Raw genomic sequence first — 13,678 nt, 5'->3', positions numbered from 1 at the left:
GCACAATGTCCTCATGGGAATGCTCATCTACGGATCCGGCGACGAGTACGAGATCGACGACCGCGCGCTCGCACACCTCAAGGCCGTGATCGGGGCGAAGCTCCGTCGGCAGGAGGGCTTCTTCCTCAGCTGGGCGAACGACGCCGAACACGGTTCCGGGCGGCGCTCGCTGTGGTTGTCTTCGAGCATCCCGCTGCAGTTCCGCTTCTTCGGCAGCCGGCCTCCGGAACTCAATCGGGCCTGGCTCGAGGTGCTCTCGGAGACATCCCATTCGCCGCGCGGGCTGCAGCTCATCCCGGAATCGGAGGTCGAGCGGCACCTCGCTGGCGGTCGACTGTCGCATGACAGCGACGGCAGCCACGAACACGGTGAGGACTAGGAACCGTCGTCCGTTCCGACGAGCAGGACGCGCAGGGCCAGCTCAGGGGAGCCCCGGCCGTCCGGCGGGATCGTCTCGCCGTGCGCGTAGCGGTCGACGACGCGTGGGTCGACGTAACTCGATTTGGCGATCGCCGGGGTGTTGCCGAGGACCGCTGCGGCATCCCGCATGGCCTGGGCGACGACCTTCGATCGCGCGGTCTTGCTCCGGACCGGTCCGGCCTTCGCGAGGCTCTCGGCCGCTGCGACGGTGCCGTGGAGGGTGCGGAAGTCCTTCGCCGTGAACGCACCGTTGGTCTGCGCTCGGACGTAGTCGTTGATCTGGCTCGCCTGGAGGTGCCTCCACCGGTTGCCGTCCTTCCAGGCGAGGAGCCGGGCATGCGGGCCTCGCCGTTTCAAGGAACGGATGAGTGAGGCGAGGTCGGCGTCCACGATGTCCGACTCCCAGGGCTGTCCGCTCTTGGCCGGGAACTTCAGGGCGACGGTGTCGCCGCTGACCCGGGCGTGTGCGCCGTCGAGGGTCGACAGGCCGTGGCTCCCGTTCGCCTCCGCGTACTGTTCGCCGCCGACGCGCAGCGAACCCGTGTCGAGCATGCGGAACGCCCCGGCCGACACCCGGGCCAGCGGGTAGCCCTCGAGTCTGAGGTCGCGCGTGACCCGTCCTCGTGCCGCCGGGAGGGCCTCGGCGAGGGCCAGCGCCCGGTCGAACTTGTTGCGGTCCTGTCGTTCGCGCCACGAGGGGTGGTAGAGGTACTGGCGTCGGCCGGCCGTGTCGATGCCGGTCGCCTGGATGTGCCCGTTCGCGTAGGGGGTGATCCACACCTCGTTCCAGGCGGGCGGGATCACGAGGCCGTCGATACGGGCACGGATCTCCTGGTCCTCGAGGAGGGAACCGTCGGGCAGGCGATAGCTGAAGCCGCGTCCGGAGCGAACCCGTCGGATGCCCTGCCCGCTGACGTCACTGCGCCTCAGTCGTACCATCCGCTCAGCGTACGACGCGTCATCGGACCGCTCGCCGGGCTTGCGCGGTGCCCGCTGATCGTGTCAGTCGACCGGGGGCAGCTCGGCGAGGAAGGCGTCGTGCAGGCGCCCGTTCGTCGCGAGGGAGCTCCGTGTCGAGATGGACCGGTTGCCGTCGATGTCCGTGAAGCGTCCGCCGGCCTCCAGCACGATGGGCACGTGAGCGCCGAGGTCGTACTCCTGGACCCCGAACTCCGCCACGGCGTCGATCGAGCCCTCGGCGAGCAGCATGTAGGGCCACATGTCGCCGATGGCGCGATCACGCCAGAGCGAGCCGCACAGGGCCAGGAGCTGGGGGATACGCCCCACGGAGGCCCACTGCGCGATGCTCTGGAAGCTGAACGACGCATCGGCGAGGTCTGCGACCGCGGAGACGGCGAGCCGGCGCGGTTCGACCTCGCCGAACCGGAGTCCCCATGCCCCGTGCCCGATGGCGCCCCACCAGCGGGCGTGCATGGCCGGTGCGCTGACGACACCGACGACCGGTACCCCGTCGACGGCGAGGGAGATGAGCGTCGCCCAGTTGGGGACGCCGCGGAGGAAGTTCGCCGTGCCGTCGATCGGGTCGATGATCCACTGGCGGTCCGTCGGCCCCTGCGCACCGTACTCCTCGCCGAACACCCCGTCATCGGGCCGTTCGGTCTCGAGGATGCCGCGGATGGCCCGTTCGACGGCGAGGTCGGCGTCCGTGACGTGCGAGCGGTCCGGCTTGGTCGAGATCTCGAGGTCGCGTGCCTCGAATCGGTCCATGGCGATGCGGTCCGCCGCGTCGGCCAGCCGGAGGGCGAGTTCGAGGTCTGCAGAGGATGCTGGGGAGTGGTCGGTCACCAGTCCAGGATAGGGTCGCGCGGATCGGATCCTCGGACCTGCGGACGCGCGGGGCCGTCCGCGCGACACGCCGACGGGCTCGATTTCGCACCGGAGCAGGTTCGGTGATAGTGTCATATCTCGGTTCGGAACACTCCGAAACCACGCACCTCTAGCTCAATTGGCAGAGCAACTGACTCTTAATCAGTGGGTTCCCGGTTCAAGTCCGGGGGGGTGCACCACACAGAGACGGCCTCATCTTCGGATGGGGCCGTCGTCGTTTTGCGCCCACCCTGCGGGAGCTGAACCGATTTTGCAACGTTTCGCGCCAGCCCGCGTCGGATACGCGTCATCGGCGTCCCGAGGCGTCATGGCATGAGACCCTGAAAGGGTCGGCGAGCTGGCGGGATCGGGTCCTGCCGTTGCCGACGACGGCCTCCGTGTGGTCACCCCACCGCTCGGGGCGCAGCGACAGCGCGCATCAGTGCCCGCCGTCGCCGTGGCGCCTCATCGATTCGGGTTCGATGAGGCGTCATGCCCGCTCAGGCCCTGCGACGACGAAACGGCCGCCCACCGAGGTGGACGGCCGTACGTGTCGATGCGTCGGTTCAGGCGACGGAACTCCGCCGCGCGGGAACCGGGTTGACGAGGCTGGCGTCGATGAACTCGGGTTCCGCCCACACGGTGATCGGGTAGTGCTGAGGCTCCAGCAGCGTCCGCTCCACGAGGGTCGGTTCGGCGACCGGCTCCTCCTCGGCTTCGGGGGAGTGCTCGGGCTCGGCCTGCTCGGTGCCAGCTGCCGGCACGAGCGTCTCCACGGGCTCCGCCTGCTCGACCGGCAACGTGGTGTCCGCGGCGACCTCGAGCTCCACTTCGTCCACCTCGACGGCGTCGAGCTGCTCCTGCGGACGCGACCAGAGGCGCCATCCGCGTGCCGGTGCGGCTTCGGCCCGGACTGTGACCGCGGCCTGTTCGAGGTCGATGTCGGTGGCGATCTCGTGCGCGAGCTGCTGCGCGTAGACCTCGTGGAAGATCTCATCGCCGGAGCTCGGCGTGCGCCGAGACAGCACCCAGGCGCCGTTCGCGCCGAGCTCGCCGGCCAGTCGTGCGTGCACCAGGTCGAACAGCTGCTTCTCGGTCAACTTCGATGCGGAGACAGGTGCAGCGTGGCGTCGGCGACCGAACATGGCGGGCCCTTCATCGAAAGCGGATCGTCCCTGGAAAGGACTGCCTTCATTGTCGGTCACCGAGTACGGAACGCCGCGGAGACACGCGGACGACGCCGGGGTTCACGGCATTCCGGGTACTCCGTGGTAGCACCGGATCAGCGTCGGATCTCGGCCTGCTTGCTCTCTTCGAGGACCGTGCTGATCGCGAGGGCGAGCGAGATGCCCCAGCTCAGCCACAGCAGGATGAGCTTCCAGTCGCGGGGGCCCTGGCGCGTGGCCTGGAGAGCCGAGATGCCGCCGAAGACCGCGGAGATCATGCTGCCGTTGAAAAGATATTTGCGCATGCCTTCACGCTAGCCGGTAGGGGAGGCCCCCCGCATCCGGGCTTTCGTCCGGCAGCCGGCCTGTGCTAGCGAGGGCTCGCTTGGCGAAGGCGAGCGACGATCGGAGCTGCGCCACGCGGCTGGCGTCGTCGCCACCGCTCGGAAGGTGCACCTCGGCGACGATGCTGCCCGACCACTGCGCCGCCCGGAGCCGCTCGAGCACCGCGGCGACCGGCTGGTCGCCGTCGCCAGGCAGGAGGTGTTCGTCGAGGAAGGCGGCGCGGGGTGACGGGGACGTGCCGTCGCAGAGGTGGATGTGTCGGAGCCGGTCGCCGTAGCGGGTGGCGATCTCCAACGAGTCCTCGCCGGCGAGGGCCGCGTGCGAGAAGTCGAGCGTGAGCGCCGCACACGCGAGCGGGCCGGGGTCGTATCCGAATGCGAACGGCTGCACGCGGAGCCCGCGGCTCCGGAAGCACGCCATGTTCTCGACCGCGATCTCCAGGCCGTACTGCTCGCTGAGCTCCGCCACGAGGTCGACGAACGCCGCCGCATACCGTCGCTGCCAGCGGAACGGCGGGTGGACGACGACCGTCGAGGCGCCCACGGCGTCGGCGAGTTCGGCGGAGCGACGGAGCTTCACGCGGTGGTCCCGCCCCCACACGAACGCCGTCCTCGTGAGCACCGGAGCATGGATCGAGAGGATGTCCAGCCCGGTCTCGTCGGCCAGCGACCGGAGCGCGACCGCGTCCTGCGTCACCCGGTCCTCGGTCACCATGACCTCGACGCCGTCGTAGCCGGCTTCCGCGGCGAGTTCGAAGGCGCGCCTGGTGCCGGAGGGGTAGACGCAGGAGGTGCTCATGCCGTGGCGGATCATCAGCGCAAGCATATGCTCGCCGTCTGAACACGCGGTTTCGCCGTGCGGAACGCTGCTAGCCTGAAGGGCGAACCCGAGCAACCCGGGAGGGTCATCATCACCAGATATTCCGCGCCTGACGGCGGATCAGCGTCGACCTTCGACTTCATCGTGGTCTCCAACCGACTGCCGGTCGACCGTGTCGTCGATGCAGACGGTGCCGAGAGCTGGCGGACCTCTCCCGGCGGACTCGTCACCGCCCTCGAACCCGTCATGCGCGGCGCTGACGGTGCCTGGATCGGGTGGGCCGGGTCGGCCGACCTCGAGATCGAGCCGTTCGACAACGACGACATGTGGATCATCCCGGTGCCGCTGTCGGAGGAGGAGATCGCCCGCTACTACGAGGGCTTCTCGAACGACACCATCTGGCCGCTCTACCACGACGTCATCGCGCCGCCGAGCTACCACCGCGAGTGGTGGGACTCCTACGTGGCGGTCAATCGTCGTTTCGCCCAGGCCGCTGCGGCCGCCGCCTCCGACGGCGCGACCGTGTGGGTGCAGGACTACCAGCTGCAGCTCGTACCGAAGATCCTCCGCGAGCTCCGTCCCGACCTCACGATCGGGTTCTTCAACCACATCCCGTTCCCGGCCTACGGGATCTACTCCCAGCTGCCGTGGCGCCGCCAGATCATCGAGGGTCTGCTCGGCGCGGACGTCATCGGGTTCCAGCGCGTGGCGGACGCCGGGAACTTCTCCCGGGCGGTCCGTCGTCTGTTCGGCTACGAGACCAAGGGTGCCGCGATCCAGGTCCCGCTCGACGCCGCGCTCGTGTCCGTCACGACGGACGCCGCGCCCGCCGCGTCGAAGCGAGGCGCTCCCTACCGCACGGTCATCGCGAGGCACTTCCCGATCTCGATCGACAGCCAGGGCTACCAGGCGCTCGCCCAGCGCCCGGAGATCATCGCGAGGGCCAAGCAGATCCGTGAGGAGCTGGGCAACCCGGAGACGATCATGCTCGGCGTCGACCGGCTCGACTACACGAAGGGCATCGGCCACCGCCTGAAGGCCTTCGGTGAGCTCCTCGAGCAGGGCAAGCTCGCGGTCGAGGACGTCACGCTCGTCCAGGTCGCGAGCCCCAGCCGTGAGCGGGTCGAGACCTACCGCCAGCTGCGCGACGACATCGAGCAGACGGTGGGCCGGATCAACGGCGACTTCGGCACGATCGGCCACACCGCGATCCAGTACCTCCATCACGGGTACCCGCGCGAGGAGATGGCCGCCCTCTACCTCGCCGCCGACGTCATGCTGGTGACGGCCCTGCGCGACGGGATGAACCTCGTCGCCAAGGAGTACGTCGCGGCCCGCTACGACAACGACGGCGTCCTGGTGCTGAGCGAGTTCGCCGGAGCCTCCGACGAGCTGAAGCAGGCGTTGAAGATCAACCCGCACGACATCGAGGGGCTCAAGTCCGCGATCCTGCAGGCGGTCCACATGACGAAGGCCGAACGCGGCCGGAGGATGCGTGCGTTGCGCAAGCGCGTGATGGAGTACGACGTCGCCCGCTGGTCCGCATCCTTCCTCGACGAGCTGCACCGCGTCCGCGACACGGCATCGACCACCGAGCAGGGGAGCACCACCCAGTCATGAGCACCACCGACGAGCCCACCGACACCCTCGGGGGGCTTCCCCTCGGGTTGCGCGCGGAGTTGCGCCGCCTGGCCGACGTCCCGAGCCTCCTGGTCGCCCTCGATTTCGACGGCACCCTGGCGCCCGAGGTCGACGACCCAGACCAGGCACGTGCCCTGCCTGCCGCACGCAAAGCCGTCCTCGCGCTCATGGACCTGCCGGGCACCCGGGTCGCGCTCGTGTCCGGACGCGCGATCGACAGCCTCGTGGCGGTGGCGGAACTGCCCGACCACGCGCTGTTCGCCGGCTCGCACGGTGTCGAGATCCGCCTCGACAACCCCGACGACGCGCTCGCCCTCGACGACGAGGAACGCGAGCAGCGGGAGACGCTGCAGCGGATCCTCCAGGACGTCGCCGGGGGTTACGATAATGTCTGGATCGAGCGGAAGCCGGCAGGGTTCGCCCTGCACACCAGGCTCGCCAGTGAAGAAGACTCCAGGATCGCCCACCTCGAAGCACTCGCCCACACCAAGGACGAGTTCGGCGCCCTGACGGTTCGCGAGGGCAAGAACGTCCTCGAGTTCTCGCTCAGGAGCGCGACCAAGGGCGAAGCCGTCGAACACCTCCGGCGGTATACGAAAGCAGACGCCGTGTTCTATGCGGGCGACGACGTCACGGATGAGGACGCGTTCGGAGCGCTCGGCCCGGGAGACCTCGGGGTGAAGAGCGGCACCGGCGTGACCGCCGCGGATTTCCGGGTCGAAGGACCCTCGGAGATCGCGCGAGTCCTCGGCATGCTCGCGGAATATCGAAGCAACAAGGAAGCCGTAGACTCTTAAAATGCCAGAGATCGACATCAAACCACGCAGTCGTGCCGTCACCGACGGGATCGAGGCGACCACCTCGCGCGGCATGCTCCGCGCCGTCGGCATGGGCGACGAGGACTGGGACAAGCCGCAGATCGGCATCGCGAGCTCGTGGAACGAGATCACGCCCTGCAACCTCTCGCTCGACCGCCTGGCCCAGGGCGCCAAGGAAGGCGTCCACTCCGGCGGCGGGTACCCGCTCCAGTTCGGCACGATCTCCGTCTCCGACGGCATCTCGATGGGGCACGAGGGCATGCACTTCTCGCTCGTGTCGCGTGAGGTCATCGCCGACAGCGTCGAGACCGTCGTCATGGCCGAGCGCCTCGACGGCACCGTCCTGCTCGCCGGCTGCGACAAGTCGCTGCCCGGCATGCTCATGGCGGCCGCGCGTCTCGACCTCTCCTCGGTGTTCCTGTACGCCGGCTCGATCGCTCCAGGGTGGGTCAAGCTGAGCGACGGTACGGAGAAGGAAGTCACGATCATCGACTCCTTCGAGGCGGTCGGGGCCTGCAAGGCCGGGAACATGAGCGAAGAGGACCTCAAGCGCATCGAGTGCGCCATCGCCCCGGGCGAGGGCGCCTGCGGTGGCATGTACACGGCCAACACCATGGCCTCGGTCGCCGAAGCACTCGGGATGAGCCTCCCCGGCTCGGCCTCGCCGCCCTCGGCCGACCGCCGCCGCGACTACTTCGCGCACCGCTCGGGTGAGGCCGTCGTCAACATGCTCCGCCTCGGCATCACCGCCCGCGACATCCTCACCAAGGAGGCGTTCGAGAACGCGATCGCCGTCGCGATGGCGTTCGGTGGTTCCACGAACGTCGTCCTGCACCTATTGGCGATCGCCCGCGAGGCCGAGGTCGACCTCACGCTCGACGATTTCAACCGCATCGGCGACAAGGTCCCGCACATCGGCGACCTCAAGCCGTTCGGCCAGTACGTCATGAACGACGTCGACCGCCACGGCGGCGTCCCCGTCGTCATGAAGGCCCTGCTCGACGCCGGACTCCTGCACGGCGACTGCCTCACGGTCACCGGCAAGACGGTCGCCGAGAACCTCGCCGACATCAACCCTGACCCGATCGACGGCACGGTCATCCGGACGCTCGACAACCCGATCCACGCGACCGGCGGCATCACCATCCTCAAGGGTTCGTTCGCCCCCGAGGGAGCCGTCGTGAAGACCGCCGGCTTCGACGCCGAGGTCTTCGAAGGGCCCGCGCGGGTCTTCGAACGTGAACGCGGTGCCATGGACGCGCTCACCGAGGGCAAGATCAACAAGGGCGACGTCGTCATCATCCGCTACGAGGGCCCGAAGGGTGGGCCGGGAATGCGCGAGATGCTCGCGATCACGGCAGCCATCAAGGGCGCCGGGCTCGGCAAAGATGTACTACTCTTGACGGACGGTCGATTCTCAGGCGGCACAACCGGACTATGCATCGGCCACATAGCACCCGAAGCGGTGGACGCAGGTCCAATCGCCTTCGTGCGCGATGGTGATCTGATACGGGTCGATATCGCTGGCCGCTCGCTCGACCTACTCGTCGACGACGCAGAGCTGGAAGCCCGCCGCGAAGGCTGGGCGCCTCTTCCCCCGCGCTATACCCGTGGCGTTCTCGCAAAGTACTCTCGTCTCGTGCACTCCGCAGCGGAGGGCGCGATCACGGGGTAACCGAGCATCTCGTTCGTGCATCTCATCGCTGAAGGAATCATCATGCCCACGGAGTCCCAACCCGTGCCTCACCCCAGAACACCGGCGGCTGCGGCTGCCCCGGAGATCCTGACCGGAGCACAGGCGATCGTCCGATCGCTCGAGCTGCTCGGGGTCACCGACATCTTCGGTCTGCCCGGCGGAGCGATCCTGCCGACGTACGACCCGCTGATGGACTCGACGAAACTCCGTCACATCCTCGTCCGGCACGAGCAGGGTGCCGGCCACGCGGCCGAAGGCTACGCCGCGGCCGGTGGCGGGATCGGCGTCTGCATCGCGACGTCCGGTCCTGGCGCGACGAACCTCGTCACCGCCATCGCCGACGCCTACATGGACTCGGTGCCCATGGTCGCGATCACCGGTCAGGTGTTCTCGACGCTCATGGGCACGGACGCGTTCCAGGAGGCGGACATCGTCGGCATCACCATGCCGATCACGAAGCACTCCTTCCTCGTGAAGACGCCGGAGGACGTTCCTGCCGCCATCGCGGCGGCGTACGAGATCGCCGGGACGGGCCGTCCCGGTCCGGTGCTCGTCGACATCACCAAGGACGCCCAGCAGGCCGAGGCGCCGTTCATCTGGCCGCCGAAGGTCGACCTTCCGGGCTACCGTCCGGTGACGAAGGCGCACGGCAAGCAGATCCAGGCAGCAGCACAGCTCCTGGTGAACGCGAAGAAGCCCGTTCTCTACGTCGGTGGCGGTGTCATCCGGTCGAAGGCCTCGGAAGAACTGCTCGCCCTGGCCGAAGCCGTCGGCGCGCCGGTCGTCACGACCCTCATGGCCCGCGGAGCGTTCCCGGACTCCCACCACCAGCACCTCGGCATGCCCGGCATGCACGGCACCGTCCCCGCCGTGCTCGCCCTGCAGGAGTCCGATCTGCTCGTGTCCCTCGGCGCTCGCTTCGACGACCGCGTGACCGGGAAGGCCTCGCTGTTCGCACCGAACGCGAAGGTCGTCCACGTCGACGTCGATCCCGCCGAGATCTCGAAGATCCGTATCGCGGACGTCCCGATCGTCGGCGACGCGAAGGACGTCATCGTCGACCTGCAGTCGGCCTTCGAAGCAGCCTCCCGCGAGGTCACGCCAGACATCACCGAGTGGTGGGCGTACCTCGACGGTCTCCGCGAGGAGTTCCCGCTCGGCTACGCCGCACCCACCGACGGCCTGCTGGCCCCGCAGCACGTGATCTCCCGCATCGGTGAGCTCACCGGACCGGAGGGTGTGTTCGCCTCCGGTGTGGGGCAGCACCAGATGTGGGCCGCCCAGTTCATCAAGTACGAGCGCCCGAACTCCTGGCTCAACTCCGGCGGCGCCGGAACCATGGGGTACTCGGTCCCGGCGGCCATGGGCGCCAAGGTTGCTCAGCCCGACCGCCACGTGTGGGCGATCGATGGCGACGGCTGCTTCCAGATGACGAACCAGGAACTCGCGACCTGCACGATCAACAACATCCCGATCAAGGTCGCGATCATCAACAACTCCTCGCTCGGCATGGTCCGCCAGTGGCAGACGCTCTTCTACGACGGCCGGTACTCCAACACCGACCTCAACACCGGCCACGACACCATCCGCATCCCCGACTTCGTCAAGCTCGCGGAGGCCTACGGCTGCCTCGCGATCCGTGTGACGAAGGAGGAGGAGGTCGATGCGGCCATCAAGCTCGCGCTCGAGACCAACGATCGCCCGGTCGTCATCGACTTCGTCGTGAGTGCCGACGCGATGGTGTGGCCGATGGTGCCGCAGGGCGTCAGCAACAGCTACGTCCAGTACGCCAAGGACCACAGTCCGTCGTTCGATGAGGAGGCCTGAGCATGAGCAGCCACGTCCTGAGCCTCCTCGTCGAGGACAAGCCCGGTCTGCTGACCCGCGTCGCCGGGCTGTTCGCCCGCCGGGGCTTCAACATCGAGAGCCTCGCCGTCGGTCACAGCGAGATCGAGGGTCTGTCCAGGATCACGGTCGTCGTCGACGTCGAGGAGCTCCCGCTCGAACAGGTGACGAAGCAGCTCAACAAGCTCATCAACGTCATCAAGATCGTGGAACTCGATCCGGCGCAGTCCGTCCAGCGCGAGCACCTGCTGATCAAGGTCCGCGTCGACAACTCCACCCGTTCCCAGGTGCTCGAGGCCGTCAACCTGTTCCGCGCCCGCGTCGTCGACGTGGCCACGGATGCGCTCGTCATCGAGGTCACGGGTGACTCGGGGAAGACGACGGCCTTCCTCAAGGTGCTCGAGCCCTACGGCATCAAGGAGATCGCCCAGTCGGGCCTCCTCGCCATCGGGCGCGGGTCCAAGTCCATCACCGAACGCGTCTTCAAGAACTAGTCGCCTCGGCGACATCGTGCGAAACCACAACCAAGGAGAGAACCACCAGTGACTGAGATTTTCTACGACCAGGACGCAGACCTGTCGCTCATCCAGGGCAAGAAGGTTGCCGTGATCGGCTACGGCTCGCAGGGGCACGCACACGCGCTCAACCTCCGCGACTCCGGTGTCGAGGTCGTCGTCGGCCTGAAGAACGGCTCCAAGTCGGCCGCCAAGGCTGAGGAGCAGGGCTTCACCGTCAAGAACGTGGCCGACGCCTCCGCATGGGCCGATGTCATCGTGATCCTCGCGCCGGACCAGTTCCAGCGCACGATCTTCGCCGAGTCGATCAAGGACCAGCTCGCACCGGGTAAGGCCCTCGTCTTCGGTCACGGCTTCAACATCCGCTTCGGATACATCGAGGCGCCCGAGGGCGTCGACATCTTCATGGTCGCCCCGAAGGGCCCGGGTCACACCGTGCGTCGCGAGTACGAGGCCGGCCGTGGCGTCCCCGTCATCGTCGCCGTCGAGAAGGACGAGACCGGCAGCGCCTGGGCGCTCGCCTGGTCCTACGCCAAGGCGATCGGCGGCCTGCGTGCCGGCGGCATCAAGACCACCTTCACCGAGGAGACCGAGACCGACCTGTTCGGCGAGCAGGCCGTCCTCTGCGGCGGTGTCTCGCAGCTGATCCAGTACGGCTTCGAGACCCTGACCGAGGCCGGCTACCAGCCGCAGATCGCGTACTTCGAGGTGCTCCACGAGCTGAAGCTCATCGTCGACCTCATCTGGGAGGGCGGCATCGCCAAGCAGCGCTGGAGCGTCTCCGACACGGCCGAGTACGGCGACTACGTCTCCGGCCCGCGGGTCATCGACCCGAGTGTCAAGACCAACATGCAGGCGGTCCTCAAGGACATCCAGGACGGCACCTTCGCGAAGCGTTTCATCGAGGACCAGGACGCCGGCGCGCCCGAGTTCCTCGAGCTGCGTAAGAAGGGTGAGGACCACCCGATCGAGGCCACCGGTCGCGAGCTGCGGAAGCTCTTCGCGTGGAACGCCTCGAACGACGACGACTACGTCGACGGCAGCGTCGCTCGCTAGTCTCCGCTCGTCCTGTCGCTCAGCGGCACCGAGTCAGAACGCCCGCCCCGATCCGTCGGGGCGGGCGTTTCGTCGTCTGCGGGAGGCCTCAGGCCGTTGCCACACCGGTCGTGCCCGGCTCGAGGAAGATCTCGATGACGGGGATCGGGGTGGCGGGTTCGCCGATCGGGAGATGCAGCGTCACCGTGTCCGGACCGAGCCCCTTCGGCTGGGTGTGCTGGTTCGGCAGGTCGTGCTCCGGTCGATGCACCTGGAAGGGGACCTCGGAGCCGTCCGACAGGAGTTGCGCGTAGCGCACCCTGCCGCCGAGTCCCGGGAGGTGCAGATGCACGAACGGCCAGGCGAAGACGTGCACATAGAGGCGGTCACCGCGCTGGGTGTACCGGACGTCGGACGGGCTCGCGAACTCGGACGGACCGCACCCGCGGATCGCGCGTTCGTGCAGCGCGAACCAGTCGGCCAGCACCTCCAGGCGTTCGACGGCCCGAGGATCGATCGTCCCGCGGGCCGTCGGTCCGATGTTCAGGAGCATGTTGCCGTTCTTCGAGACGGAGTCGACGAGCATCCGCAGGAGGAGTTCCGGTGACTTGTAGTCGAGGTTGTCCCGGTCGTACCCCCAGCTCCCGTTCAACGTCTGGCAGGCCTCCCAGCGGAGCGGTCCACCGTCCGCGTCGACCGGTGTCTCGACGGGTTGGTACTGCTCCGGAGTGGTGACATCACCCGGGAGCTCCAGTCGGTCGTTGATGAGGATGTACGGCTGCAGCTCGCGGATCATCGAGACGAGTTCCTCGGATCCCCAGTCCGCCGCACCCTTGCCCGGCAGTCCCTCGATGCCCTGCGAGTAACTGAAGTCGAAGAACAGGTAGTCGACCGTGCCGTACCCGGTGAGGAGTTCGCGCACCTGACCATGGAGGTAGTCGCGGTAGCGGCCCCAGTCGCGGTCGGCGTTGGCGGCGAGCGCTTCGGGGTCGTTGCGAAGCGGGTGGATCCCGTCGACGGTGAAGTCGGGGTGATGCCAGTCGATCAGCGAGTGGTAGAAGCCGATGCGGAGCCCCTCGGCGCGGAAGGCCTCCACAAATTCGGCCACGAGGTCACGGCCGGCGGGCGTGTGCATCGAGGTGAAGTCGGTGAGTGCCGAGTCCCAGAGGCAGAAGCCGTCGTGGTGCTTCGTCGTGAGGACGGCGTATCGGAAGCCGGCCGCCTTCGCCTGCCTGGCCCAGGCGCGCGGGTCGAACCGGTCGGGGTCGAAGTGCTCGCGGTAGCGCTCGTAGTGCGCGGCGGACAGGTGTTCCCGCGTCTGCACCCATTCGTGCCGGGCGGGGAGCGCGTAGAGGCCCCAGTGCAGGAAGAGTCCGAATCTCGCCTCGTCGAACCAGGCGGTGTCGGGTCTGGTGGTGTTGGTCTCGGTCACGGCGGCCTTTCGATCGTCGAGCGGGTTCACGGCGATGCGGGCAGGCTAACACGAAAGGTCGGATGTCTGGCCGCATCGGGCGGCAAACGGCGGCACACACCGTCAGCGTCCTGCCGGCG

Annotated in this window: 13 protein-coding genes and 1 tRNA gene; 8 read left to right on the top strand and 6 right to left on the bottom strand. The window is 68.0% G+C overall.

The annotated features are described in order from the left end of the window. Positions 1–13 precede the first annotated feature (13 nt). A complete protein-coding gene (locus ASE44_RS05975) occupies positions 14–379 on the top strand; it encodes a hypothetical protein (RefSeq protein ID WP_056778193.1) in 366 nt (121 codons plus the stop codon). On the opposite strand, the gene ASE44_RS05970 is transcribed toward ASE44_RS05975, so the two are convergent. Both ASE44_RS05970 and ASE44_RS05965 read right to left on the bottom strand, forming a co-directional pair. Then, the gene (locus tag ASE44_RS05970) at positions 376–1,359 is read right to left on the bottom strand and encodes a DNA topoisomerase IB (RefSeq protein WP_056007092.1); all 984 of its coding nucleotides are present in this window, start codon (positions 1,357–1,359) and stop codon (positions 376–378) included. The two genes, ASE44_RS05975 and ASE44_RS05970, sit on opposite strands and share 4 nt — an antisense overlap. A 63-nt stretch (positions 1,360–1,422) precedes the next feature. Next, positions 1,423–2,226 carry an inositol monophosphatase family protein gene (locus tag ASE44_RS05965; protein WP_235522555.1) on the bottom strand — a complete coding sequence of 268 codons (804 nt, stop codon included), beginning with the start codon at positions 2,224–2,226 and terminating at the stop codon, positions 1,423–1,425. 145 nt (positions 2,227–2,371) lie between these two features. On the opposite strand from ASE44_RS05965, the gene ASE44_RS05960 reads away from it, so the two are divergent. Beyond that, positions 2,372–2,447: transfer RNA gene (locus ASE44_RS05960), tRNA-Lys, on the top strand. 366 nt (positions 2,448–2,813) lie between these two features. Here the strand turns inward: ASE44_RS05960 and ASE44_RS05955 are convergent. From ASE44_RS05955 to ASE44_RS05945, 3 genes are all read right to left on the bottom strand, one after another. Further along, on the bottom strand, positions 2,814–3,347 hold the full coding sequence (locus ASE44_RS05955) for a hypothetical protein (protein ID WP_157579809.1): 534 nt from the start codon (positions 3,345–3,347) through the stop codon (positions 2,814–2,816). Positions 3,348–3,529: 182 nt separating this feature from the next. Next, positions 3,530–3,718: a hypothetical protein gene (locus tag ASE44_RS05950; protein ID WP_056778188.1), complete on the bottom strand. Its 189-nt coding sequence runs from the start codon at positions 3,716–3,718 to the stop codon at positions 3,530–3,532. Positions 3,719–3,722: 4 nt separating this feature from the next. Continuing rightward, positions 3,723–4,556 carry a sugar phosphate isomerase/epimerase gene (locus tag ASE44_RS05945; protein ID WP_200921022.1) on the bottom strand — a complete coding sequence of 278 codons (834 nt, stop codon included), beginning with the start codon at positions 4,554–4,556 and terminating at the stop codon, positions 3,723–3,725. A 162-nt stretch (positions 4,557–4,718) separates the two neighbouring features. Between ASE44_RS05945 and otsA the strand changes: the two genes are divergently transcribed. Genes otsA through ilvC form a run of 6 tightly spaced genes read left to right on the top strand, consistent with a single transcriptional unit; the run spans position 4,719 to position 12,148 of the window. After that, positions 4,719–6,197 carry an alpha,alpha-trehalose-phosphate synthase (UDP-forming) gene (otsA, locus tag ASE44_RS05940; protein ID WP_082456048.1) on the top strand — a complete coding sequence of 493 codons (1,479 nt, stop codon included), beginning with the start codon at positions 4,719–4,721 and terminating at the stop codon, positions 6,195–6,197. Beyond that, the gene (otsB, locus tag ASE44_RS05935; protein WP_056007081.1) at positions 6,194–7,015 is read left to right on the top strand and encodes a trehalose-phosphatase; all 822 of its coding nucleotides are present in this window, start codon (positions 6,194–6,196) and stop codon (positions 7,013–7,015) included. The genes otsA and otsB overlap by 4 nt, the downstream gene beginning before the upstream one ends. Position 7,016: 1 nt before the next feature. Then, a complete protein-coding gene (ilvD, locus tag ASE44_RS05930) occupies positions 7,017–8,711 on the top strand; it encodes a dihydroxy-acid dehydratase (RefSeq protein ID WP_056007079.1) in 1,695 nt (564 codons plus the stop codon). A 42-nt stretch (positions 8,712–8,753) separates the two neighbouring features. Then, positions 8,754–10,559 carry an acetolactate synthase large subunit gene (locus ASE44_RS05925; RefSeq protein ID WP_056007077.1) on the top strand — a complete coding sequence of 602 codons (1,806 nt, stop codon included), beginning with the start codon at positions 8,754–8,756 and terminating at the stop codon, positions 10,557–10,559. Positions 10,560–10,561: 2 nt separating this feature from the next. Next, positions 10,562–11,071 carry an acetolactate synthase small subunit gene (gene ilvN / locus ASE44_RS05920; RefSeq protein ID WP_056007074.1) on the top strand — a complete coding sequence of 170 codons (510 nt, stop codon included), beginning with the start codon at positions 10,562–10,564 and terminating at the stop codon, positions 11,069–11,071. 48 nt (positions 11,072–11,119) lie between these two features. Continuing rightward, positions 11,120–12,148 carry a ketol-acid reductoisomerase gene (gene ilvC, locus ASE44_RS05915; protein WP_056778185.1) on the top strand — a complete coding sequence of 343 codons (1,029 nt, stop codon included), beginning with the start codon at positions 11,120–11,122 and terminating at the stop codon, positions 12,146–12,148. An 88-nt stretch (positions 12,149–12,236) separates the two neighbouring features. Here ilvC and ASE44_RS05910 read toward each other — a convergent pair whose 3' ends face one another. After that, positions 12,237–13,559 carry an alpha-L-fucosidase gene (locus ASE44_RS05910; protein WP_056780902.1) on the bottom strand — a complete coding sequence of 441 codons (1,323 nt, stop codon included), beginning with the start codon at positions 13,557–13,559 and terminating at the stop codon, positions 12,237–12,239. Between the last annotated feature and the right edge of the window lie 119 nt (positions 13,560–13,678).

The organism is Plantibacter sp. Leaf1 (assembly GCF_001421315.1).
Classification (GTDB): Bacteria; Actinomycetota; Actinomycetes; order Actinomycetales; family Microbacteriaceae; genus Plantibacter.
This window is presented reverse-complemented; position numbering and strand designations above follow the sequence as displayed.